Source organism: Aliivibrio logei (assembly GCF_001691055.1).
In the GTDB taxonomy this organism is placed as follows: domain Bacteria; phylum Pseudomonadota; class Gammaproteobacteria; order Enterobacterales; family Vibrionaceae; genus Aliivibrio; species Aliivibrio salmonicida.
Window position 1 is genome coordinate 35,659 of sequence record NZ_MAJU01000013.1, and the last position, 24,319, is coordinate 59,977.

Genomic DNA, 24,319 nt, shown 5'->3' on the forward strand with positions numbered 1-24,319 from the left:
TCGATAGATTATGTATGAATCCCATTTTGGGCTGAAGCAGCTTCCATTTACGCTTACGCCAAACACATCGCTTTTCCATGGATTGTTGCCTCATTATGAAGCAATTCAAACCGTGTTATCTGCGATATCAATGGGAGAGGGAGTCATCAAAGTAACGGGCGAAATTGGCACTGGAAAAACACTAGTGTGCAGAATGCTAATGAATCAGCTGCCGAGTAATGTTGAGTTACTTTATTTGCCTAATCCTGTGATGAATGGACATGAATTACGTCAAGCGTTAGCAAAAGAGTTAAGGATTGAACAGCATGGAGACGATATCGCTTTAACGGATCGTATTCATGAGAAAATTATAGAGTTACAAGCTCTAGGAAAAACAGCCGTTGTTTTTCTTGATGAAGCTCAGGCATTAAGTGATGAAGCATTAGAAACCTTACGATTGTTTGGCAATTTAGAAACCGACTATAAAAAATTATTACAGATAGTGTTATTTGGTCAGCCCGAATTAGATGAAAGATTACAGCAATACCATTTAAGACAACTTCGTCAACGAATTACGTTTTCAGCCACATTAAGGCCATTAACTATGAGTGAAACGGTGGCTTATATTCGTTTCCGAATGACAGAATCTGGGTGTGAAGTGAATCCTTTTTCATTGACTCAAATGAAAGCTATTTGGCGAGCGACAACAGGGGTTCCGCGGTTGATTAATCAGGTATGCCATAAATCATTGTTAATTTCGTTTTCTGAGCAGTTAATTATCGTATCTTCTCGTTCTGTTTTTAGTGCCATTAAAGATACAACAGACACAATGAAACCTACCTATTATTTCCCTAAGTTTTGGGGTTGGAGAAAAGCGTGAGTGTCACCAATAAAGCTCTATTGAATATCACTAAAGCAAAATCAGATGTTGAGAATACATCGACGATTTCGCCTGCGATAGTGCCAAATATGGAATCAAGATTTAAAGCGCCTTTCTTTTTTGCTATTGGTTTATTAAGTTCAATTTCAGTTCTCGGTTGGGCTACGTTAAATAACGAGCCAACACCGGTTACGACTCCCATCGCTAATGATGCAGCGGTCGTTGAGTTAGCCTCCAATTCTCCGACAAAAAACAGCACACCTGAATCCGTCAGTTCGATTTATTTATCTGAAAGCCGTCATAAAACGGAAAAGCAGGCAGCAAAAATAACGACTCCAGTGCCGACTGCAATTATTAAGACGGCATCAACAGCAGAAAAACCAACAGTAAAGAATGAAAATACGGTACCTGTCATTTCTACTAAGCAGAACGTTAAGCCTGAAAGTGATGCGTTTTATGTCGAAGAAGTTGAGTTGTTACCTTCTGAATTAGCCGAGAAAAGTAGATCCGCAGCGAGAAAGTCACTTGATGAATCGGATTTTAAACAAGCTATTCTTGAGTACTATACCGTACTTAAATATCAGCCAAGAGATGACGATTCACGTAAGAAGTTAGCTGCATTACTCTATGGTAAGCATCAAGTGAAAGAAGCGGCGGCCGTTTTGCAGCAGGGAATAAAGCTAGATAATGACAGCGTGACTTTGCGTTTAGCGTTGGCAAGTTTATTACAAAGAGAAGAGCAACTAGAAGCGGCGTTATCTGTTGTCGAATACATTCCTTTAGAAGCCTCTATTGATTATTTAGCCACGCGTGGTGGGTTAGCTCAACAATTAAAATTTATCGATTTAGCAAAAGAAAGCTATCAAATGCTCGTCAATAAAGACCCTGATAATGGTCGTTGGTGGTTAGGTCTTGCCATTGTTTATGAGAGAGAAGCAGAAATTGATAAAGCTTATGACACTTATCAATCAGCATTGATTAAGCCGGGCTTATCCCGCTCATCTCAAGTGTTTGTTCGAGATCGAATTAAGTTATTAGAGACAATGAAGGAAGTGAATAATGCGTCTTAAGTTAAGAAAAAGACTTGGTGATCTATTAGTCGAAGAAAACATTGTCTCAGAAGCACAGATAGAACAAGCGCTGGCTGCGCAGAAAAAAACGGGACGTAAACTTGGCGGAACATTAATCCAACTTGGTTTTTTAACTGAGAAACAAATGCTGACGTTTTTATCTCAGCAGTTAGATGTGCCATTAATTGATTTAAATCGTGCCGATATTGATGCCGCGGCCGTACATTTATTACCAGAAGTTCATGCTCGTCGATTACGAGCGTTAGTGGTAAGTCAGCAGGGTAACACTATCCGTGTTGCAATGAGTGATCCCGCGGATTTATTTGCTCAAGAAGCACTTTTTTCACAGCTTCAGCAATACAATATCGAAATGGTTATTGCATCAGAAAGGCAACTGGTTGATAGCTTTGATCGCTTTTATCGTCGAACCAAAGAAATCGCCTCTTTTGCTGAGCAACTTCAATCTGAACATAAAGAAAATGACGATTTTAATTTTGGTATCTCAGATAACGACAACGACGAAGTTACCGTTGTAAAACTGATCAATTCTTTATTTGAAGATGCGATTCAAGTTGGTGCGTCGGATATTCATATTGAACCGGATGATAAAGTCCTTCGTTTACGTCAACGTATTGATGGTGTGCTGCACGAAACATTATTAAACGAAGTTAATATTGCCTCTGCACTGGTTTTACGTTTGAAGTTAATGGCGAATTTGGATATTTCTGAAAAGCGATTACCTCAAGATGGTCGTTTTAATATCAAGACGCGTGGTCAATCCGTTGATATTCGTTTATCAACCATGCCTGTTCAATATGGTGAATCAGTCGTGATGCGTTTATTGAACCAAACGACAGGTATTCGTGAATTAGAATATTCAGGGTTACCTGATCATCTCTTGGTTCGATTACGTAAACAACTTCGTCGTCCGCACGGCATGATCTTGGTTACCGGACCGACTGGTTCTGGTAAAACAACGACGTTATATGGCGCATTAAACGAGTTAAATCAACCAAGTAAGAAAATAATTACAGCGGAAGATCCAGTCGAGTACCGCTTACCTAGGATAAACCAAGTTCAGGTTAATCCTAAAATCGATTTAACCTTTGCGAAGATTTTAAGAACCTTCCTACGTCAAGATCCTGATATCATTCTGATTGGTGAAATGCGTGATCAAGAGACGGTAGAGATCGGGTTACGAGCTGCATTAACAGGTCACTTAGTATTATCTACCTTGCATACAAATGATGCGGTGGACAGTGCATTGCGAATGATGGACATGGGAGCGCCAGGGTATTTAGTTGCCAGTGCTGTTCGTGCGGTATTGGCACAGCGATTAGTTAAAAAGATCTGTACTGAATGTTCAGGTGAAGATGCAGTAGATGAACCTCGTAAATTATGGTTAGAAGCTCGATTCCCAAATCAAGCCTCAGTGCCATTTAGACGTGGGCATGGTTGTCAGAATTGCAATTTAACCGGTTATCGTGGCCGTATTGGTGTATTTGAATTATTAGAATTAGATCAGCCAATGATGGATGCGTTACGCGCTAATGATGCCGTTGGTTTCTCACATAAGGCCAGAGAAAATAAAGAATATAAGCCATTGCTCGCTTCTGCGATGGAGTTAGCAATGAATGGCATCATCAGTCTTGATGAAGTTATGATCCTTGGTGAAGGGGACAATGCCGCCTCTCATCAGCCAATATTGATGTAAGGCGTTAATAATGGCGATGTTTAAATACAGTGGTCGAAATGCACGTGGCATACAAGTGTCTGGTCGTGTTGAATCGGTTTCTCAAGAAGCGGCTGCTGAGCAATTGATGAATGAAGGGATTATCCCAACCTCCATTGTTGCGAGTAAGTTTGGCTCTTCATCAAGTACGTTAGATTGGAAGAAATGGTTTCAACCTAATATTCCTTTAGATGTATTAGTGATTTTTTGTCGTCAAATGTACAGCTTAACCAAGGCGGGTGTGCCGCTATTACGTGCGATGAATGGATTATCACAAAACAGCAGCAATAAGATATTAAAAAAAGCATTGGACGAAGTAACCAGTGACTTAACCAATGGCCGCAGTTTGTCTGTGTCTATGCAGCAACATCCTCATGTTTTTAGTTCACTTTTTGTCTCTATGATTCATGTAGGAGAAAATACGGGTCGTTTAGATCAGGCTCTGATGCAGTTAGCGAGCTACTACGAACAAGAAATGGAAACACGTAAGCGAATCAAATCTGCCATGCGTTATCCTATTTTTGTTCTGAGTTTTATCTTACTGGCGATGTTTGTATTGAACGTTAAAGTGATTCCACAGTTTACGAGTATGTTTGCTCGCTTTGGGGTTGAACTGCCTTTACCTACTCGAATCTTAATGGCGACATCCAGTTTCTTTGTTAATTATTGGCATGTGCTAATCGCCGCAATGGCGGGGGCATTTTGTGCTTTTCAAGCTTGGATTAGTCGAGATGACGGAAGAGAAAAGTGGGATAAGTTTCGTTTAAAGGTGCCAATTGTGGGAGATATTGTCACTCGGGCACAAATGTCGCGTTTTTCTCGTACCTTTGCATTGATGCTTAAATCGGGCGTTCCATTGAATCAATCGTTAGCGCTTTCTGCCGAAGCATTAGGAAATAAGTATTTAGAAAATCGTTTATTAGAAATGAAAAACGGCATTGAATCAGGCACCAGTATGTCGGCAACTGCGGCGCAAAGCGGTATTTTCACTCCGCTTGTTCAACAGATGATTGCGGTTGGTGAAGAAACTGGACAAATAGATGATCTCTTATTGGAAGTCTCCGATTTCTATGACAGAGAAGTCGATTACGATTTAAGAACATTAACCGCCAGAATTGAGCCTTTACTTTTGGTTGTTGTGGCCGGAATGGTCTTAATTTTAGCGTTGGGTATTTTCTTACCAATGTGGAATATGTTGGATGTAGTGAAGGGTTCATAATGGTGTCATCGTCCCGAATTATGTGGGGGACAATATTCGTTATTCTATTAGCTACGATTATGTGGCAATGGAATAAAATGGAACCCGAAGTTGAAAATGCAGCCTTGATAATGACAAGTCGAGATATATTGTCATCGGCAAATGAATATAGAAATTATTGGGTAGTGAGTGGAGAACCCGCATCAATTCAGAAAGAGGGAATTAATGTTCAATTCTCTGCATTAGGGTGGCCGATTGTTTTTAATGATGGGAAGCTTGATTGCCGAGCTTGGTTAACTCTGTTATTACCTGAGAAGAAAACGATTTACACAGATAGCATAACAATAACTCATGAAATAAAAGAAAGTAATTACAACCGTTGTAACTATGGTATAGCGGATGGTAAAATGATTTCGGTTATGTTAATTAATGACATCTTTAAAGTTAACGTTATTTTTTCTGAAACGAAATAAAGTTAATGATTTTTGACGAACGCTGTGTTTTTTTTTGTATAATCCCTTACAATTCACGAAGAAAATAAGATAGAGAGAAGCATGATTATGAAGCGTCAAAAAGGTTTCTCACTGGTTGAGCTAGTGATCGTTATTGTTGTTATCGGTTTGTTGGCGACAGTGGCGTTACCACGATTTTTAGATGTCAGTCTCGAAGCGAAAAAAGCGAGTGTTGAAGGGGTTGCAGGTGGTTATGCAACTGCTGTACTCTCCGCAAGAGCGCAGTGGGAAGCCGAAGCGAGACCTAAAATTGATGATTATAATGCAGTGAGTTATGACGGAACCGAGTTCTGGCTAACGGATCCTTCTCAAGCAAATCAGTCTGATTTTCGTCCGGGTTACCCGATGGCACCAAGAGAAGATTTAGATGGGGCAACAACAGGCGGTTATCCTTCAGAATTAACATCGAAAGAATGTATTTTATTAATGGAAATGTTATTACAAAATGCCCCTTATGTAACCGATGATGCTAAGGATGAAAAAGCGAAATATTTAGCGGAAATTATTACTGATAATAGCCGTAAGCAATGTAAATATACTCAACAAGAGAATGAAGGACACTTCTTTACTTATGAGCCAGAGAGTGGCCGAGTTGTAGTTACCTTACAATAATAATTAATTTAAATATCAATGCAGGGTTATTTATTGATTGTGCGTTGGTAAGTAAATAAGTTTTAAATATATCAATATATATTCGATTTCACAATAATGGTGGCAGCTTTTAAGTTCCATCAAATTTATAATAAATAGAGAGTAGTAGTAATATGAAAAGACAAGGTGGTTTCACCCTTATTGAGTTAGTAGTTGTTATCGTTATTCTAGGTATTCTTGCAGTAACGGCGGCACCTAAATTTTTAAACCTTCAAGGTGATGCACGTAAGTCATCTCTACAAGGATTAAAAGGCGCAATGGCTGGGGCTTCAGGTATCGTTTATGGCAAAGCGGCAATTGAGGGTGTTGAGCAGTCAGGAACAGCATTGAAAGATGGCACGACAATCGCATTTGGTTACCCAACTGCTGATACTGCGGGAATTGGTTCTGTTGTTGTTGGTTTGTCTGATGATTGGCTCGTAGTTTCAGGTGCAAATGTAAGCACTACAAATAGTATTTCTTATACATTTAAAGGTCAAACGGTTGATAGTAGCTGGAAGTGGACTTCACCAGCAGCAAGCGATAATGCTGGATGTTTTGTTAGTTACACTAAAGCAGAAAGCGCAACATCTTCTGCTACTTCAACAGTTGTTGATAATAAGTGTTAATTAGTCATTTCTAGTTAATCTAAAGCCAGCGATCTCCGCTGGCTTTTTTGTATCTAAAACTAACATTTACTCGCTATCTTTCTTAATTCAATTATCCTAGTAACGGGTGGGAATAAGGTAACGGGTAATGAAAGCTCCACGTATTAAATTACAACAAATAAAACGAATAAAAATCAATGGATTTACATTAATTGAATTAATAGTCGTGATCGTACTATTAGCGATTATTGCCGTTTATGCATCGAGTAAATACATGGGAGTGAGCCGTTTTTCGTCGGCCGCCGCACAAGAACAAGTCATGTCTATTTTACGTCAGATCCAAGTCGCTTCAATGCAAACCAATATCCCGATAAATGAGACCAGTAAAGATGGGGTAGATGAGTGTCGAATTCTACATCTCGCTTCCGATAAATTTGGCGTATCGCAAGCATGCCAAAATCAAAATATGAACAGTGCGGTGTTGTCTGATTATTCAAAAGAGACAAATCAACAACAACTCGAATTAATTAAATTAAGTTATGAGTTTACTAATAGTGATGGTGCTATTTCGATATCTCAATTGTCATTTGATTTATTAGGACGACCTATTATGCCACTTTCTTCTGCGACCTCTTCTTTGTGCTTGGGAGAGGATTGCCGAATAACGATAACAACCTCTTCGTCTAATGAAAGTCGCTCTGTATGTATTAATGGTGAAGGCTTTATTTATCGCTCAATTCTGGATGAAGGCTGCGGATTATGAAAGGCTATAAATACAATCAACAAGGGTTAACGTTAATTGAATCTGTCGTTGGCATTGTGATTCTTGGTTTTGCTCTTTCTATCTTAGTGTCTGGTGTTTTTTCTTCATCAGAGAAATCACATAAGGCCACATATGAAGCTCAAGCGGCGGCATTAGGGCATTCAATTATGACGGATATATTAAGTCGTCAGTTTGATCAACATAGTGATCCTAATGGTGGGCTATATCGTTGTGGTGAAAAAAATGAAAGCAATATTCTTATTCCATGCTCAGTGACGTTAGGCCGTGATGGCGATGAGCAGAATGTCTCTGTGAATGCCAGTGTCTTTAATGATGTCGATGATTTTATTGGTTGCTGGGGAAAGGCTGAGTTATGTAGCTCAAATGGGTTAATTAACTATGATTTTGATAAGCTTATAGCGACGGATAGTGCTAACGAATATAAAAATTTCACTGTTGAAATACAGGTTAATTATGCAAATGTAGATGGTGGATCTTCTGTCTCGCCACCATATAAAAAAATAGATATCACCTTTTATGCGAGTCAGCATGCCAAATATACCTTTAGTGCCTATAGAGGTAATTATTGATGAACCGGCAACGTGGTTTTACTTTAATTGAACTGATACTTACCGTCGTGGTAGTGGCTATAGTCGCTATGGCGGCAAGCAATACCTTATTACTTGGATTTCAAAGCTACAGCACCAGTATCGATCGTCAGGATACTCAAATGCAGGCTAAATTTGTGATTGAAAAATTCAGTCGAGAATTACGCCATGCTGTGCCCAATAGTATAGATGCATCAAATGGGGGCGAATGCGTTAGCTTTGTTTCTATAGAGGCGAGTGCGTTTTATCTGTCTCTTCCTCTTGTGGGAGAAGACCGTATTGACACTGTCATCATGTCGACGAATTTTTTGGATCTTGATAATACAAGATTAACGATAAACCCGAGTACACAAAAGGATCTTATTGAGGCGAGCAGTTTAAGGTATGTTTCTGTTAACTCTGTCGCGATGTCTGCTGGTGTATCAACCATCAATTTTTCATCAAATAATAATCCTGCTTTTATCTCTAATTCAACGTCTGAGAGGGCATTTTTTTATCAGCCTGAAGTGATTGAATATTGTATTCAGGATAATAGCGTGTATCGCTCACGTATTAACGCATCTGGTGCTCGTGTTTCAAAGGTTCAACTTGCCAATCAGGTAAGTAGCGGTAAATTTGAGTTTGAAAGTGCCTCAATGCATCGAAACAGTACCGTTCGGATGGTGTTAGCTTTTACTAATGGTCTCGATGAAGTAACTCAATATCAACATGATGTGCAGGTGATGAATGTTCCATAACTACGCAAAGCAGAGTGGTAATATATTGATATTATCAGTGATTATTATGGTTGTTGTTGGTTTTCTTTCGTTAAATTTGTTGAAGGTCGAAACGAGTAATCACGATGCAGTTTCTAAAGAAGTGTTAGGAACGCAAGCGTGGTTTTTAGCATACTCAGGAGCTGAGTGGGGATTAGTTCAACTGTTCCCTATTGGCGTTTCAGGTGCGGATTCTAGTCTATGTGATGAAGAGATACATCGACCTAATATGGCATTAAATAACAGTGGTTGTTCAAGTGAACCTGAAGTGGTTTGTGTTGCCACGCCTGTGAACCATTTAGGTGAAGTGATTACGTATTTTAAAATCACGAGTACGGCTGTTTGTGGCTCGGGAATAAACCAAGTAACACGAATTCAAGAAGTTTGGGCGAAGGAGATAAATTGATGAAAACTAGTATGAAATACTTGTTTTTTGTTGTTTCAATTTTTATAGCAAATACAGCTTGGGCTGATTCTTATATTTCTTGTAACGTATCGAGTGAACATGATTTTTCGGTTAAGTTTACCATTAATGATAATGGGGATGATCTTTATGTAAAGAATGCTCGTCATCGACATGTAGAGCGTTTGTGGTCAGCGGAACATCAAGGTTCTATAATTTATGATCACTTAATTAAAGAAGATGAAACCTACTATTTAGCTTTGGATTATGAATATTCCGGTAACACAGAGGCTCCTAGTATAGTTACTTATTACAAAAGTAGAGATAATATTAATTGGTATGAATTTGAAAAAAAAGAGGTGAATTTTCATGCTAAATTGGGACTGAATATGAAAATATTTGCGGAGGAGGATGAGGATATAATCTCATTGTCTTGCTCTAATTCTTCTTTTAATCCAATTCCTGATATTAATTATAATCCACAGTTTGAATTTGGACGATTGAGCCCTTCTGAATGCCCAATTGATGATAATGGTAACGTTAATTGTACGCTTACATTTAAAAATGAATATGATCCGAATAAACCACTCCCTCTTGTTTTTGTTATGCCTACTATTGATTTAGAAAATAGCGAAAAATCAAGTTCGATTACAGAGTTGCCATCATCGCTTAAAGTGACCGATGTTACCCATGAAAATGTGAAAATAACGCAAGTAATCGCCCCAAATAATAAAAAATCTAAAAGGGTTACTTTTAAGCCTGCTCCAATGACTGAAATTGATTATTTTGTTATTGAGCCGGGTGTATTAGAACTGACTAATGGTTCAAAAATTGTTGCGAATTCATTGTTTACCTCAACGACAATCTCTCAAGGTGATAGCGAAGGTAATACTGGAGATGTTATTAATTTTACACAATATGGATTGTCATCAAATTTTACTGAGTTGCCGGGGGTATTAGTTGAACCTCAAACTGAAAATAACTCAATGGCGTGGGTAACTGGTTATGCTGGTGATGTTGGGGTGGATCAATTTCGTTTAGCTTTGGAAAGATCTGAAGTAAGAAATCATAATGTAATAAGTAACAATGAAAAAGTAGCTTTCGTTGCAGGAGAAGGGGCGGGTTTTGTTAATGGTAAAAAGTTTTGGCTTGGGCAGGCGGAAACTAAAAATACGATTAAAGGAGAAACTGATAAAATTGTTAACCCGGTAATTAAAGGGTGTACATCTGCTTATACTGATATATCTGAAGGTAATTTTGATAGTCCTCCAATCTTAGTCGCAACGAAAAACTCTCGAAATGGGGGGAATGGAGGATGGCTTCGCCGTTGTGATCTTCAGAAAGATAAGGTTTCTTTTATCGTTGAAGAGGATATGGATAAAGATTCAGAAAGGGCTCATGCTGCTGAAAAAGCAGGTTTTTTTATGTTCGAAGAGCCTAGAGTATCCCCTGTGTGTGATTTATTCCCAAGCCCAGTTCAAACGTGGAAAGGCAATAGTCAAGCGAGCTTAATGATCGCTAATGGAGCTGAAATTTTAGGGGCGCCGTTGGTTTCTGGAAACCGTTTTGTTGGTTTTTTAGCTCAGGATATTAATGACGATAATAATAAAATAGCTTGTGACGGCAGTGAATGCTTTTCTGAACCAGGGTTAATGATTAATCAGTTAGTATTGGAGTCTTTTAGGAAGCCAACCGCTGGGTTTGAAAGGATTATTATTCAAAGTGGTGAAACTGAAATCTATCAATCAAACGAATTAATGGGCTCTTTAACTATTAATAATAATGGTAAAGCTATTTTAAAAACCGGTACGTACTGGATTGATAGTATAAATATTCTAGGTAAAATTGAAATTCCTAGTGGGAACGAGGTTATTATTCATACCAAAGGGTTTGCATTGAGTCATAATTCCTTTTTTGGAGGTATAGACCAAGGTCAATTAGTGGTTGTGGTTCACGACTTATCATACTCTTATAATGTTGACACTATTCATGATTGGGTCGATTTAGCCAATAACTCTAATTTTAAGGGGTTATTGTATAGTGAGAAAAATGTAGAGATTAGTAATAATGCTACTTTAACAGGAGCAGTTACGGCCTCTATTATTAATCTTCATCCAAATACTCAAATCATTGGATCTAATCAATGCTTTGATCCACCTAAAAACTACACATTAAAAGTTACTCCACAAATTGATTACAGTTTAACTTGTGAACGTATTCCTGTGACTTTCACCGTTGAAGATGATAACGGCCCAGTTTCTGGATTCAATAAACCTTTTTCTGCAGTAATTAATGCTAAAGATAATGGTACTGCATGTTGGTCTACATTTGAGAATAAATCAGTTGCTGCTGATTGTTCAATTAAAGGCTCAACATTCATAAATGGTGAAAAAACACTGTACTTAGGTAGCTCTGATTTGGATGTTTTTGATGTAACTGCGTCATCTGATGGTTTAAATGAAACAACTAAGGAGCATTTTGAATTTGTACCATTTAAATTTAATGTTAATACGGTAAAGGTAATCGCGAATAAACCGCAGTCTTTTGATGTGTCAGTTCTTGCTTGTAATGATGGCTCTCCTGATATTGTTCAAGATTATAGTGGTAACAAAGAATTAGATGTATCACCGTATATCTTAGATGAACCTAACTCAAATGAAGGTATCCTAACGGATTTAGAATTAGCCGGTAGTATAAACCCAAGCGAAATAGACCTGACTTTCAATCAAGGCGTAGCCACAACAAGCCTAACCTATCAGGAAGCAGGTTCTGTCCATTTTACCTTGAGTGATCCAAGTTTTACCTGTCCTGTTGGTTTTGATTGTAATGATTATCCTGTTGATTCAGGCTTGTTGTTATCTGCAGTGGTTAATATTGAATCTAGACCGTGGAAGTTAGTTGTATGCAGTGATAAAGCTATTGATGGAGATAGTTCGGGAGGTTCTGCATTTATTGCTGCGGGTGAAAGGTTCTCTGTAAAGGTGAAACCAGTGAGATTTGGTACCGCAACTGATCTATGTCAGCTACCAGTGACTCAAAATTTCTTTAAATCATCTGCTCCTTTTTCATCTATATCGCCATCATACGAGTTAAGTACTCCAACTGCTGGAGTTAAAGGTACTTTAGCTCCATTAGCTCCTATTAATAATGATGTTTATGTCGATGTCGGTAGAGATAGCTATTACGAATTTAATAATATGACCTATTCAGAAGTTGGAAGTCTTTTATTTAAATCTGAAGCTTTAAGTCCTATTTTTTATGATGGGATTCAAGGAGGGATTGAATTTGGTGAGCTTTCTATCGGTCGTTTCTATCCTGCTTATTTCACCATCACAGATACTTTATGGGATTACCCTAAAAGGCAAGGTTCTTCAGAGGGAACTTATGCCTATATGGACCAGCCTTTTGAGGATGTAACTTTTGAAGTGACGGCCTATTCTGCTCATGGTTCAACAGCGACTAACTATGGCTTGTTTGATACAAACTTAAAAGCGAGTTTCGAACTCACTGGTGATTATCATGAGCGATTGAATATTGCACCTTCTGACTTAGATAATACCCATTGGAGTAATGCCACTTGGGAAACGCCAGATCTTTCAAATAGTGTCATTTGGTCAAGAAAAAGTGCATCAATGTTAGCGAGTAATGTAACAACAACTGCTGATGGTCCATTTAATGAGGGCGTTAATTCGATAACGACTGGGTTGAACTTAGCAATAAGTGGAGTAGATCCCGTTTCTTTTGATAAAAACCAAACAGTAGTAGATCAAGAGTTATTATCACAACCAGACGTTCGCTATGGGCGAATGGTATTAGACAGTGTAGGAGCAGCGATAGGCCAGAGTGTGACGATTCCATTACGTGTTGAGTATTGGAATGGTACTGGCTTTGTGATTAGCGATAGTGATAATGCGACAACATTTAATGGCGCTAATTATTGCAAACAAACGATCTGGCCAGATCCGAGTCCATCAAGTAACTCTGCCTTATCTGGTTCTAATCTCAGTGGTATTGATTCAGGCATTGATAGACGCAATTTAAAAGCCATCGCTGATACCAATAATGCGACTTTGCGTGAGCAGGTGCGCTTTTGGCTAAAATTAACGAATGGTGAAGCTTCTCCGTATTGTTCTTTAAGGTCACCTGCAAATTATCAACCTTGGCTTCAATATAACTGGCGAGGCAAAGGTGATGAAGATCCATCAACCGTGGTGACGTTTGGTATTTACCGTGGGAATGACCGCATCATATTTCGCGGTGAAAGTAACATTATTGGTACTTCTAACTAAAAAATGAATAAAAATCCTGATTTGCTTCAGGATTCTGTAGCAATGCCTTGCTGATTAGGCTAGGCATTGGTACATTTAGTTATATTTATCTTATTATCACGCTTTCAGGAAATACGAAGATTATGTTTAAGAAACTTCGTGGCATGTTTTCAAACGATCTTTCAATCGATCTAGGTACTGCCAACACACTTATTTATGTAAAAGGTCAAGGCATCGTTCTTGATGAACCTTCTGTTGTTGCTATTCGTCAAGACCGTAATGGTTCAGCGAAAAGCGTAGCGGCTGTTGGTCACGAAGCAAAACGAATGCTAGGTCGTACTCCTGGTAATATTTCTGCTATTCGTCCAATGAAAGATGGCGTTATCGCTGACTTTTACGTAACCGAAAAAATGTTGCAACACTTCATTAAGCAAGTGCACGACAACAGCTTCTTACGTCCAAGCCCACGCGTTCTTGTTTGTGTTCCTTGTGGTTCTACGCAAGTTGAACGTCGAGCTATCCGTGAATCAGCTCAAGGCGCTGGTGCCCGTGAAGTCTTCCTAATTGATGAGCCTATGGCTGCTGCTATCGGCGCTGGCTTACCGGTATCTGAAGCGACCGGTTCTATGGTGGTTGATATAGGTGGTGGTACAACAGAAGTTGCCGTTATCTCACTGAACGGTGTGGTTTACTCATCGTCTGTTCGTATTGGTGGTGACCGTTTTGATGAAGCGATCATTAACTACGTACGTCGTAACTACGGTAGCCTTATTGGTGAAGCGACTGCTGAGCGCATTAAGCACGAGATCGGTTCTGCATACCCTGGTGATGATGTCCTTGAAATTGAAGTTCGTGGTCGTAACCTTGCAGAAGGTGTTCCTCGCAGCTTTACACTAAATTCAAACGAAATTTTAGAAGCGCTTCAAGAGCCTCTTTCTGGTATCGTTTCAGCAGTAATGGTTGCACTAGAACAGTGTCCACCAGAACTAGCATCTGATGTTTCAGAACACGGTATGGTATTAACGGGTGGTGGTGCACTACTTCGTGATTTAGACCGTCTTTTGACTGAAGAAACTGGGATCCCAGTGGTTGTTGCAGAGAACCCATTAACATGTGTTGCTCTTGGCGGCGGTAAAGCATTAGAAATGATCGACATGCACGGTGGCGATCTCTTTAGTGAAGAGTAATAATAATAACGGGTGAGTGGATATGACTCCAATCTTTGGTAGAGGTCCCTCTCTACAGCTTCGCCTGTTTATTGCTGTAATGGTATCGGCTAGCCTTATGTTAGCCGATAGTCGTTTAAATGCCTTTTCTGACATACGTTACCTATTAAATAGTTTTGTTTCTCCAATTCATTATGCGGCGAATCTGCCTCGTACTATGTTTGATGGCATGTATGAGCGTTTCAATAGCCGTAATGCACTCATGTTTGAAAATCAGAAACTCAAACAAGATATGTTTATACAAAACAGCAATTTATTGTTGTTGGAGCAATTAAAGCAAGAAAATAGTCGATTACGTGATTTACTTGGTTCCCCTTTTATTCGTGATGAAAAAAAGTTGGTGACAGAGGTAATGGCTGTGGATTCTGCACCCTATACCCACCAAGTAATGATAGATAAAGGCCAAGTTGACGGTGTCTACGAAGGGCAGCCAGTTATTAGTGATAAAGGTATTGTTGGGCAAATTAACTACGTAGGTGCACATAATAGTCGCGTGCTGTTGTTAACCGATCCTAATAATGCGATTCCTGTACAAGTAGTTCGAAATGATATTCGTGTTATTGCATCAGGAAAAGGCAATTTAAATTTAATGCAACTTGAGCATATACCAACAAATACTGATATTGAAATTGGTGATTTATTGGTGAGTTCTGGTTTAGGTGGGCGATATCCTGAAGGGTATCCTGTCGGTTACATTTCTAGTATAGATAATGATAATAAACGCCCTTTTGCATCGATAGAATTAGAAACTGCGGTTGAATTTGATAAATTAAGATATTTATTACTCGTATGGCCTACAGAAATTGAAGGTAAGATAAAGGAAGTGACTAATGACGAGTAGTCATCTTATGCGTGGAAGAGTCATTATTTGGCTCTCTTTTTTGATCGCATTAATATTACAGGCGGCACCTTGGCCTGGAACATTAGAAGTATTACGACCTTCTTGGATCATATTAGTGACTTTCTATTGGGTATTAGCATTGCCTCATCGGGTTAATGTTGGTACAGCCATGATACTTGGGATCTTATGGGATCTATTACTTGGCACAACGCTTGGTATCCGTGGAATGACGATGGCGATTTTAGTCTATCTGGTTGCTGCGAATTTTAAGTTGTTGAGAAACCTTGCTCTTTGGCAACAAGCTGCAATCTTCTCTGCATTAACGTTACTGGGTAAACTCTTAGAATTTTTAGGCGAATTTTTAGTTCATGATGTGTCATTCAACGCACATTTTTTATGGGCGGGCGTGTTAAACTTTATTTTGTGGCCTTGGTTATTTTTATTGATGCGTAGAGTTCGCCGTCATTGGTCTATTCGATAAGGAAGTAAAATGTCGAATCAATTATTTTTAGCATCGGGTTCTCCACGTAGAAAGGAATTGCTGCAACAGTTAGGGTATCAATTTGAGATAGTTACCGTTGACGTTGAAGAACAGCATCAGTCTCATGAATCCCCTTTAGAATATGTTGAACGATTATCTAAAGATAAAGCTCAAGCGGGTTTGCGTGTAGTCGAACAAAATAAAAATACAATTGTCCCAGTATTGGGCTCTGATACTATTGTTGTAATCGATGGTGTTATTTTAGAAAAACCAACAGATTTTGAAGATGCTAAGAGAATGCTCTTGGCACTGTCTGGTCGTCAACATCAAGTTATGACTGCTGTCACCCTTATGACTCCTGAAAAAACAAGAACCAAAACAGTAATTACTCAGGTGTGGTTTAAAACACTCTCAGAACAAGAAATTAAAACGTATTGGGAGAGTGGAGAGCCTTGTGATAAAGCAGGTTCGTATGGCATTCAAGGTAGTGGTGGGCGATTTGTCTCACGTATTGATGGCAGCTATCACGCTGTCATGGGATTGCCATTGATGGAAACCGATCAGCTCTTACACCAATTTTTGTAAAAATTAGTGAGGTGCTCCAATGAGTACAGAGTTGTTAATAAACGTAACCCCGAGTGAAACTCGAGTTGCGATGATTGAAGCCGGTGTGCTTCAAGAGATACATGTAGAAAGAGAAGCAAGACGCGGTATTGTGGGTAATATATACAAAGGCAGAGTAAGCCGAGTATTACCGGGGATGCAAGCAGCGTTTATTGATATTGGCTTGGATAAAGCGGCATTTTTGCATGCTTCAGACATTGTGCCTCATACTGAATGCGTTTCTGAGAATGAAAAGCGTCAGTTTCAGGTACGAGATATTTCTCAGTTAGTACATCAAGGTCAAGATTTAGTGGTTCAAGTGGTAAAAGATCCACTTGGAACAAAAGGTGCTCGTCTAACTACGGATATTACTCTTCCTTCGCGTTACTTGGTCTTTATGCCAGGAGCGAGTCATGTTGGTGTCTCTCAACGAATTGAAAGTGAAAAAGAACGTAATCGTTTAAAGAATACGGTTTCTGATTACTGCGATGAGTTTGGCGGTTTTATTATTCGTACTGCGGCAGAAGGCGCGAAAGAAGCGGAGATTTCCCAAGATGCTGCTTTTTTAAAACGTTTGTGGCATAAGGTCATTGAGCGTCGTAAAAAGAGCAAAACAAAATCAATGCTTTATGGTGAGCTTGGATTAGATCAACGTATCTTACGTGATTTTGTCGGTACCGAGTTAGATTTAATTCGTGTCGATTCAAAGCAAGCCTTTGAAAAATTAAAAGAATTTACAACTGAATTTGTTCCTGAATTAACGAAAAAATTGGAATATTACTCTGGTGATAAACCGATTTTTGATATGTATGAAACAGAGAACGAAATTCAACGCGCTTTAGATCGTAAGGTCGAGTTGAAATCTGGCGGCTATTTGATCATAGATCAAACAGAAGCGATGACAACGGTTGATATAAATACGGGGGCCTTTGTTGGGCGTCGTAATTTAGAAGAAACGATTTTCAACACGAATATTGAAGCAACTCAAGCCATTGCTCGACAGCTTCGTTTACGTAATCTTGGTGGGATCATCATCATTGATTTTATCGATATGATGAGTGAAGAACATCGTCGCCGAGTGCTGCAAGTATTAGGCGCTGCGTTAGATAAAGACCGAGTTAAAACGAACATTAATGGTTTTACCCAATTGGGTTTAGTTGAGATGACTCGTAAACGTACGCGTGAAAGTATTGAGCATGTTTTATGTGGTCAATGTCCTACGTGTGAAGGCCGCGGTGCAGTTAAAACGGTTGAGAGCGTTTGTTACGAGATTTTACGTGAAATTACTCGAGTAAATAGAGCGTACGATTCTGATAAATTTGTCGTATATGCTGCTGTTGCTGTTGCTGATGCACTTCAAGGTGAAGAATCTCATGCATTGGCAGAGCTTGAATTATTTATTGGTAAGCAAGTGAAAATCCAAGCTGAACCACTTTATATTCAAGAGCAATTTGATGTTGTTATGATGTAAGAGAATAATAAGTGACCACTAAGTTAATTCGTACTGAACGTTGCTTGATGGGATTATTGCTGCTGGTATTTTTACTGGCAGCATTAGTCATAACAAGCCTACGCCTTTTATTACCTACCTTAAATAAATACCAACCAGAAATTGAACAGTTACTTTCTCAATCTACTGGTTTCTCAATCTCAATTGGTGAAGTAAAAGGGCGCTGGCGAAATACCAATCCATCCTTAAATCTGACTAAATTAACAGCAACCGATCCAAATACTGGGGATGAAATCATCTCTGTTGGTTCTGTTGAAATTCAACTGAATATTCTTTCCTCTCTTTGGGCCCAACAGCCTCAATTTGCTGATCTTCGAATCGATAAATTAACCGCAGATTTGACCTCATTAGGTAAGGATAAATCAGAAGAAAAAAAATTAGAAGTTGACGATAAAAATACAGAAGACTCACTTTCTAAACGTTTAGAAGATCTCTTTTTAGTCCGGTTGAACCATTTCTCGATAAAAAATTCTCACGTTACGTTCACTGCATTAAATGGCAATGAAAAAACGATCTTAATTGATTCGTTACAATGGCGGAATGAAAGCAGAAAACACCTTGCTGAAGGTGTTGTGAGTGTTTTAGGCAGTGAAATTAACCAATTGAAAGTGATCGCAAACTTTAAAGAGAAAGGGACTTTCAAAAGTTTAGATGGTGATTTTTATGTTGAAGCCCAAAATATCCAAATTACGCCATGGATAAAAGACAATATTCAGCAAGAATATGGGGTTACTGAAGGTGAGGTATCCGTTAATGCTTGGCTATCGTTTAAAAATGGACAGCCCATTGATGCGTTAGTTGAAGCGGCTCCTTCTTATATTAACTGGGAAGAAGACAAAACGATTCATAAATTGAGTATCGAAAGTGGAGTGTTTGAGCTTCAACCAGAAAAAGAAGGTTGGAAAGTCATTTCATCAGGTATTCAAATTAAACATGAAGACGATGAATGGCCAGAGCTTACTGGGAATTTTGTTTGGCAACCGTCTAAATGGATACTTAATTTAGGTCATATTGATCTTGAAAATGCGCTTGGACTCAAAACATTATTGCCAGCATCTCAAGATGAAATCACGAATTTACTTGGTACTCTTAACCCTAAAGGGGATATCGATGATATTCGAGTTGAGTACGATGCGACAACGGGACTCAATTATTCGGCATCCATACATGCTGCCGGAATGAATCAGTGGGAATTACTGCCTGGTTTTCATAAATTAGATATTCTTGTTGCGGGCGATGAAACAAAAGGCAAAGCCGAGCTTTCTTTGGTTGACGATACGCTGCCTTATGGTGATGTATTTCAAGCACCTTTGAATATTGAAAACGCAAAGGTAACCGCTTATTGGAAGGTTAATGATGAAGGCTGGCGTTTATGGTCTGATTATATTGATGTATCAACTCCTGACCTTCAAGCCAAAGGTGAGTTCCGATTAGACTTCCCTAAAGATAAGCCTTCAGTGTTGTCTTTTTATGCAGAAGCTGATGCGTTTAATGCAGATCAAACTTGGCGTTATCTACCAACACTCGCATTAGGTCAAGACCTTACCGATTACCTTTCCTCTGCTGTTCAAGGAGGAAGTGCTAAGACGGTACAATTACTATGGTATGGGGAGTTAGGTGATTTTCCATATACAAAATATGACGGTATTTTTCAAATTAAAGTAGGTCTTAAAGACGCTAAGTTTTCGTTTGATACTGCTTGGCCTCCATTAACTAATTTGCAATTGGATTTGATGTTTCAAAATGCATCGATGTTCTTAAGTTCACATTCTGCAGACCTAATGGATGTGCATGCAACCCGAGTGACGGGACAGATTGCTAACTTAGCAGAGGACGGTAAGTTAACGATTAGAGCAAGAGCTAATGGCTCTGGTAAAGCGGTTCGTGAATACATGACTGCAACGCCACTGGTTGATTCTGTGGGGGCGGCACTTAATAGCATTCAAATTGATAATAGAGTGGATGCATTATTACGGTTAGATATCCCATTTAATAGTGAAGATGTTAGAGCGTGGGGCTATGCCGATTTAGCGAATAATCATATTGAATTGCAATCGCCTAATATCGAACTTACGAATGCAAAAGGTCGTATTGAATTTGATAATGATGTCGTTAAAGCAAAGGGGATCAAAGCTTCTTTACTCGGTCAACCGATCTCATTGTCATTTAATGGTGAAGCTCAATCCGATTTTTATGGGGTGAACATTGATGTTAAAGGAAAATGGAATATTGATCCTTTAAGGGAATACATTGATTCGCCGTTAATCGATAAAGTTAAAGGTACATCAGTCTGGGATACCTCTATCAATTTACAGATGGCGGATGTTGGGTTTACTTATCAAATCGGGATGGATGCGGCTCTTAACGATATTCAATCAACGCTTCCATACCCTCTTGCATTAGAGAAAGGGTCAACGGATAAAGCGGTATTACAGGTCTCGGGTAATGCTGAACGGTTATCTGGACGCTTAATCTTTCCTGATGCAAAGTACCAAGCTGAGATTAGCATTGATAAAGAAACGCCAGTGATTGATGCGAGTCATCTTATTGTTGGGCGTGGAAACTTTAAAGTCAGTCCAATTGTCGGTCACTCTGCGTCATTAAATACGAAGAACTTAGATGCGGATGCTTGGATTGAAGAGCCTATTCAAAGTAAAGAAAAACCAAGCTCTGGTTCAAAAAGTAAAGCGAGTAGTTTTCCTGTTATTCCAATGCCAACACGGATTGATACCGATATTAAATCGTTGCGTTTGGCGAGTATAGATTGGAATGATGTAAATGCTGATATTCGTAAAAAATCACAAGGTTGGTATTTTCAGGTTGAAAGCCAAGAAGTTGATGGTAAAGCAACATGGAAGAATAACGAAGCACTGGCTGTGCAACTCGATAATCTACATGTTTTCATTCCCAGCTTAGATGATGTTGATAGCGAAGGAGGGCTTAATTACGCAAAAGCAAAAGATCCATTGATCTCTTCTTTTGATCGTGAATTCTTTAAATTAATGCCCAACTTAGAGTTAACAATTAAAGATACTTGGGTTCAAGGGTATAAACTGGGTAAAGTTGAAACAAAGCTGCATAAAAAGAACGATACTTTTTATTTAGATACGCTAAAAATTGTCAGTGGAAAGAATAAGTTTTCAATGACTGGTGATTGGAAATTAAATAAAGAGAGCAGTAAATCGTCTTTTTCAGCAAACGCCTCGGGTGATGATAACTCTGAATTATTAGCACGCTTTGGTATCAGTACTGGCATTCAAAACGCGACCTATACAATGTCGGCTAACCTGAATTGGGATGGTGCGCCTTGGCGAATTAAGACAAATACTTTAGCGGGTGATCTTGCGTCTACCTTGGATGAAGGTGTTATTACCGATGTGAAGGGGGCTGCTCGTTTTCTTGGTTTATTTAGTATGGATTCTATTATTCGTAAAATGAAACTCGATTTTAGAGATGTTTTTGATGATGGGATGGCATTTAACTCGATAACTGGCAGTGGAGAAATGCGTAAAGGCGTCTTTGTTAGTAATAATTTAGTGATGGATGCGGTTGCTGGTGAAATGAAGATAAAAGGCAAAGCGGATTTGAATACTCGTTTAGTTGATGCAGAAGTTAACTTTACGCCGGATCTAACCTCGGGTATTCCTATTATCACGGCATTTGCGGTTGCGCCACAAACGGCTATTATTGTACTTGCGGTCGCCACCGCTATTTCACCGGTTATTGATGTTATTACTCAAGTGAACTATAAAGTGGAAGGGCCTTTAGATGCCCCTACGGTTAAAGAATTATCTCGAAGCCAAGGTGAATATAAGCTTCCTGAGTCAAATCAATAATTAATGTAAATAGAGCCAAAAATAAGGACGTTAACGATGAGTAAAGTCGGTATTATTCAAATGAATTCAGGTGCGGATCCTGAAGCAAATATGAAGCAACTGAAACTCAATCTAAAAGGGTTACATCAACAAGGGGCTAAGCTTGCGCTAACGCCTGAAAATACCCTTGTCTTTGGTCAAAAAGAAGATTATGAAAAGCACGCAGAGCCGCTAGGGAAGGGACCTCTGCAAGAGAAGTTGGCCAAATTAGCAAAGCATTATCACTTATGGTTGATTATCGGATCATTTCCTATTCGAAATGCTGATGGATCGTTATCAAGCACTTGCCTTGTTTTTAATCATGATGGGGATCTTGTTGAGCATTACCATAAATTGCATATGTTTGATGTCGATGTAGAAGATGGGCATCAAAGTTACAGAGAATCCGATACTTTTACCGCGGGCAGTGAGATTAAAGTGGTTGATACGCCCATTGGAAAGATTGGTTTGTCTATTTGCTATGACGTAAGGTTTCCACAACTTTACAGTGAATTACGTCAACAAGGTGCGGAAATACTGATTGTTCCTGCGGCTTTCACAAAAGTTACAGGCTATGCGCATTGGGATATACTGCTACGTTCGCGAGCCATTGAGAACCAATGTTGGTTATTGGCCGCTGGACAGTGGGGAAGTCATGGTTCAGGTCGAGAGACTTGGGGGCACTCTATGGTAGTTGATCCATGGGGCAATAAAGTCGTCACTCAACGAGAGGGGACGGGAGTTATTGCTGCTGAAATAGATAAAAATCAAACGACTGCAATACGAAAAAAAATGCCAGTAGCACAACACGCAAGATTAGCTTGTAACATTCAATGAAGCTAATTGATTAAGAGTTTTATTGAGTAAAAGAGCGGTTTAACTATAAAACACGCTCTTTTTTATTCATAATTACTTTTAGATGATAAATTCTAAAAAAGAGTACACCGAATGAGTTTGCAAGAAGTAGAACAATCTTTATTGAATCAAGCTGGGATCGGTCAACAAGAACTGTCTCAAACGTTAAGTAGCATTGCTAAAAGAGATGTTGATTACGCTGATATTTATTTTCAGTCATGTTGGCATGAATCTTTAGTTCTTGAAGACAGTATCATTAAAGATGGTTCGTTTAATATTGACCGTGGTGTCGGTATTCGTGCGGTTGCAGGCGAGAAAACAGGGTTTGCGTACTCAGACCAAATTAATTTAGACGCCTTGAAACAAAGTGCAAAAGCCGCTCGTGGCATTGTGCAACAAGGTGGCAGCGGTAAAGTTAATGCCTTTACGGCTCAATCTATACCTCAGTTTTATGCTCCAATGAATCCTCTTAATAGTCTTGATAAGCAACAGAAAATCGCATTGCTTCAAGAAGTGGATGTTTATATCCGAGCAAAAGAACCGTTGATTCAAGAAGTCTCTGTAAGTATTAGTGGTGTATATGAGCAAATGCTTGTCGCTGCACTTGATGGTACTTACGCGGCTGATATCCGCCCTCTTGTTCGCCTATCAATCAGTGTGCTTGTTCAACGTGGTGATAAGCGTGAACGTGGTAGTGCTGGTGGTGGTGGTCGTTATGGCTATGATTATTTCCTTACTGAAGTCGATGGTAAATCTATCGCTCTTGAATTTGCAGATGAAGCAATTCGTCAAGCACTTGTTAATCTTGATGCAGAAGCGGCTCCTGCTGGTATGATGCCTGTCGTTTTAGGTTCAGGTTGGCCTGGTGTTTTATTGCATGAAGCGGTTGGCCATGGCTTAGAAGGTGATTTTAACCGTAAAGGCTCATCTGTCTTTTCTGGTAAGTTGGGTGATAAAGTGACGTCTTCGGTATGTACGATTGTTGATGATGGCACAATGCTTGATCGCCGAGGTTCATTGAATGTCGATGATGAAGGGGTTCCAGGTCAATATAATACATTGATTGAAAATGGCGTATTGAAAGGCTACATGCAAGATAAGTTAAATGCTCGTTTAATGGGCGTAGCACCTACAGGGAATGGCCGTCGTGAGTCATATGCTCATCTGCCGATGCCACGTATGACAAACACGTATATGCTGCCAGGTGAACATACACCAGAAGAGATCATCTCTACGGTTAAAAAAGGCATTTATGCACCAAATTTCGGTGGTGGTCAGGTTGATATTACCTCTGGTAAGTTTGTATTCTCAGCATCAGAGGCATACTTAATTGAAGATGGTAAGATTACACGTCCAGTGAAAGGGGCAACTTTAATCGGTTCTGGTATTGAAGCAATGCAACAAATATCAATGGTCGGTAATGATTTATCATTAGATCGTGGTGTTGGTGTTTGTGGTAAAGCAGGGCAAAGTGTTCCCGTTGGTGTTGGTCAGCCAACCCTAAAATTAGATGCATTAACGGTAGGTGGTACAGAGTAATCTC

The 24,319-nt window shown here is 39.2% G+C and carries 20 protein-coding genes; all 20 read left to right on the forward strand.

Features of this window, described 5'->3' with window-relative positions; all coding sequences use genetic code 11:
- Positions 1 to 10: 10 nt before the first annotated feature.
- Complete coding sequence (locus A6E04_RS13250) at positions 11 to 859, forward strand: ExeA family protein (protein ID WP_012549284.1); 849 nt, start codon at positions 11 to 13, stop codon at positions 857 to 859.
- Complete coding sequence (locus A6E04_RS13255) at positions 856 to 1,929, forward strand: tetratricopeptide repeat protein (RefSeq protein WP_065611619.1); 1,074 nt, start codon at positions 856 to 858, stop codon at positions 1,927 to 1,929. The genes A6E04_RS13250 and A6E04_RS13255 overlap by 4 nt, the downstream gene beginning before the upstream one ends.
- Positions 1,919 to 3,643, forward strand: a complete 1,725-nt coding sequence (locus A6E04_RS13260) for a GspE/PulE family protein (RefSeq protein ID WP_017022366.1) — start codon at positions 1,919 to 1,921, stop codon at positions 3,641 to 3,643. Before A6E04_RS13255 ends, A6E04_RS13260 begins: the two co-directional genes overlap by 11 nt.
- A gap of 10 nt (positions 3,644 to 3,653) precedes the next feature.
- Positions 3,654 to 4,880 (forward strand): type II secretion system F family protein, encoded by a 1,227-nt coding sequence (locus A6E04_RS13265; RefSeq protein WP_023604059.1) that lies wholly within the window; start codon positions 3,654 to 3,656, stop codon positions 4,878 to 4,880.
- Positions 4,880 to 5,332, forward strand: coding sequence for a hypothetical protein (locus tag A6E04_RS13270; RefSeq protein ID WP_012549287.1), 453 nt, complete (start codon positions 4,880 to 4,882; stop codon positions 5,330 to 5,332). The genes A6E04_RS13265 and A6E04_RS13270 overlap by 1 nt, the downstream gene beginning before the upstream one ends.
- 87 nt (positions 5,333 to 5,419) lie before the next feature.
- Positions 5,420 to 5,983, forward strand: coding sequence for a prepilin-type N-terminal cleavage/methylation domain-containing protein (locus tag A6E04_RS13275; RefSeq protein ID WP_096325322.1), 564 nt, complete (start codon positions 5,420 to 5,422; stop codon positions 5,981 to 5,983).
- A 152-nt stretch (positions 5,984 to 6,135) separates the two neighbouring features.
- Positions 6,136 to 6,630, forward strand: a complete 495-nt coding sequence (locus A6E04_RS13280; protein ID WP_023604062.1) for a prepilin-type N-terminal cleavage/methylation domain-containing protein — start codon at positions 6,136 to 6,138, stop codon at positions 6,628 to 6,630.
- Positions 6,631 to 6,757: 127 nt separating this feature from the next.
- Positions 6,758 to 7,372, forward strand: a complete 615-nt coding sequence (locus A6E04_RS13285) for a type II secretion system protein (protein ID WP_065611620.1) — start codon at positions 6,758 to 6,760, stop codon at positions 7,370 to 7,372.
- Complete coding sequence (locus tag A6E04_RS13290) at positions 7,369 to 7,962, forward strand: type IV pilus modification PilV family protein (RefSeq protein ID WP_065611621.1); 594 nt, start codon at positions 7,369 to 7,371, stop codon at positions 7,960 to 7,962. The genes A6E04_RS13285 and A6E04_RS13290 overlap by 4 nt, the downstream gene beginning before the upstream one ends.
- Positions 7,962 to 8,717 (forward strand): PilW family protein, encoded by a 756-nt coding sequence (locus tag A6E04_RS13295; protein ID WP_065611622.1) that lies wholly within the window; start codon positions 7,962 to 7,964, stop codon positions 8,715 to 8,717. Before A6E04_RS13290 ends, A6E04_RS13295 begins: the two co-directional genes overlap by 1 nt.
- Positions 8,707 to 9,141, forward strand: coding sequence for an MSHA biogenesis protein MshP (locus A6E04_RS13300; protein WP_065611623.1), 435 nt, complete (start codon positions 8,707 to 8,709; stop codon positions 9,139 to 9,141). The genes A6E04_RS13295 and A6E04_RS13300 overlap by 11 nt, the downstream gene beginning before the upstream one ends.
- Positions 9,141 to 13,427 (forward strand): DUF6701 domain-containing protein, encoded by a 4,287-nt coding sequence (locus tag A6E04_RS13305; RefSeq protein ID WP_065611624.1) that lies wholly within the window; start codon positions 9,141 to 9,143, stop codon positions 13,425 to 13,427. The genes A6E04_RS13300 and A6E04_RS13305 overlap by 1 nt, the downstream gene beginning before the upstream one ends.
- A 122-nt stretch (positions 13,428 to 13,549) precedes the next feature.
- Positions 13,550 to 14,593, forward strand: coding sequence for a rod shape-determining protein (locus A6E04_RS13310; protein ID WP_017022375.1), 1,044 nt, complete (start codon positions 13,550 to 13,552; stop codon positions 14,591 to 14,593).
- Between the two features lie 22 nt (positions 14,594 to 14,615).
- On the forward strand, positions 14,616 to 15,473 hold the full coding sequence (gene mreC, locus A6E04_RS13315) for a rod shape-determining protein MreC (RefSeq protein WP_017022376.1): 858 nt from the start codon (positions 14,616 to 14,618) through the stop codon (positions 15,471 to 15,473).
- Positions 15,463 to 15,954 (forward strand): rod shape-determining protein MreD, encoded by a 492-nt coding sequence (mreD, locus tag A6E04_RS13320; protein WP_017022377.1) that lies wholly within the window; start codon positions 15,463 to 15,465, stop codon positions 15,952 to 15,954. Before mreC ends, mreD begins: the two co-directional genes overlap by 11 nt.
- A 9-nt stretch (positions 15,955 to 15,963) precedes the next feature.
- The gene (locus A6E04_RS13325; RefSeq protein ID WP_012549298.1) at positions 15,964 to 16,539 is read left to right on the forward strand and encodes a Maf family protein; all 576 of its coding nucleotides are present in this window, start codon (positions 15,964 to 15,966) and stop codon (positions 16,537 to 16,539) included.
- A gap of 19 nt (positions 16,540 to 16,558) precedes the next feature.
- Positions 16,559 to 18,028 (forward strand): ribonuclease G, encoded by a 1,470-nt coding sequence (gene rng, locus A6E04_RS13330; protein WP_012549299.1) that lies wholly within the window; start codon positions 16,559 to 16,561, stop codon positions 18,026 to 18,028.
- A gap of 11 nt (positions 18,029 to 18,039) precedes the next feature.
- Positions 18,040 to 21,903 (forward strand): YhdP family protein, encoded by a 3,864-nt coding sequence (locus A6E04_RS13335; RefSeq protein WP_065611625.1) that lies wholly within the window; start codon positions 18,040 to 18,042, stop codon positions 21,901 to 21,903.
- Between the two features lie 36 nt (positions 21,904 to 21,939).
- Positions 21,940 to 22,758, forward strand: a complete 819-nt coding sequence (locus tag A6E04_RS13340) for a carbon-nitrogen hydrolase family protein (protein WP_023604069.1) — start codon at positions 21,940 to 21,942, stop codon at positions 22,756 to 22,758.
- Between the two features lie 111 nt (positions 22,759 to 22,869).
- A complete protein-coding gene (gene tldD / locus A6E04_RS13345) occupies positions 22,870 to 24,315 on the forward strand; it encodes a metalloprotease TldD (protein WP_017022380.1) in 1,446 nt (481 codons plus the stop codon).
- Positions 24,316 to 24,319 lie beyond the last annotated feature (4 nt).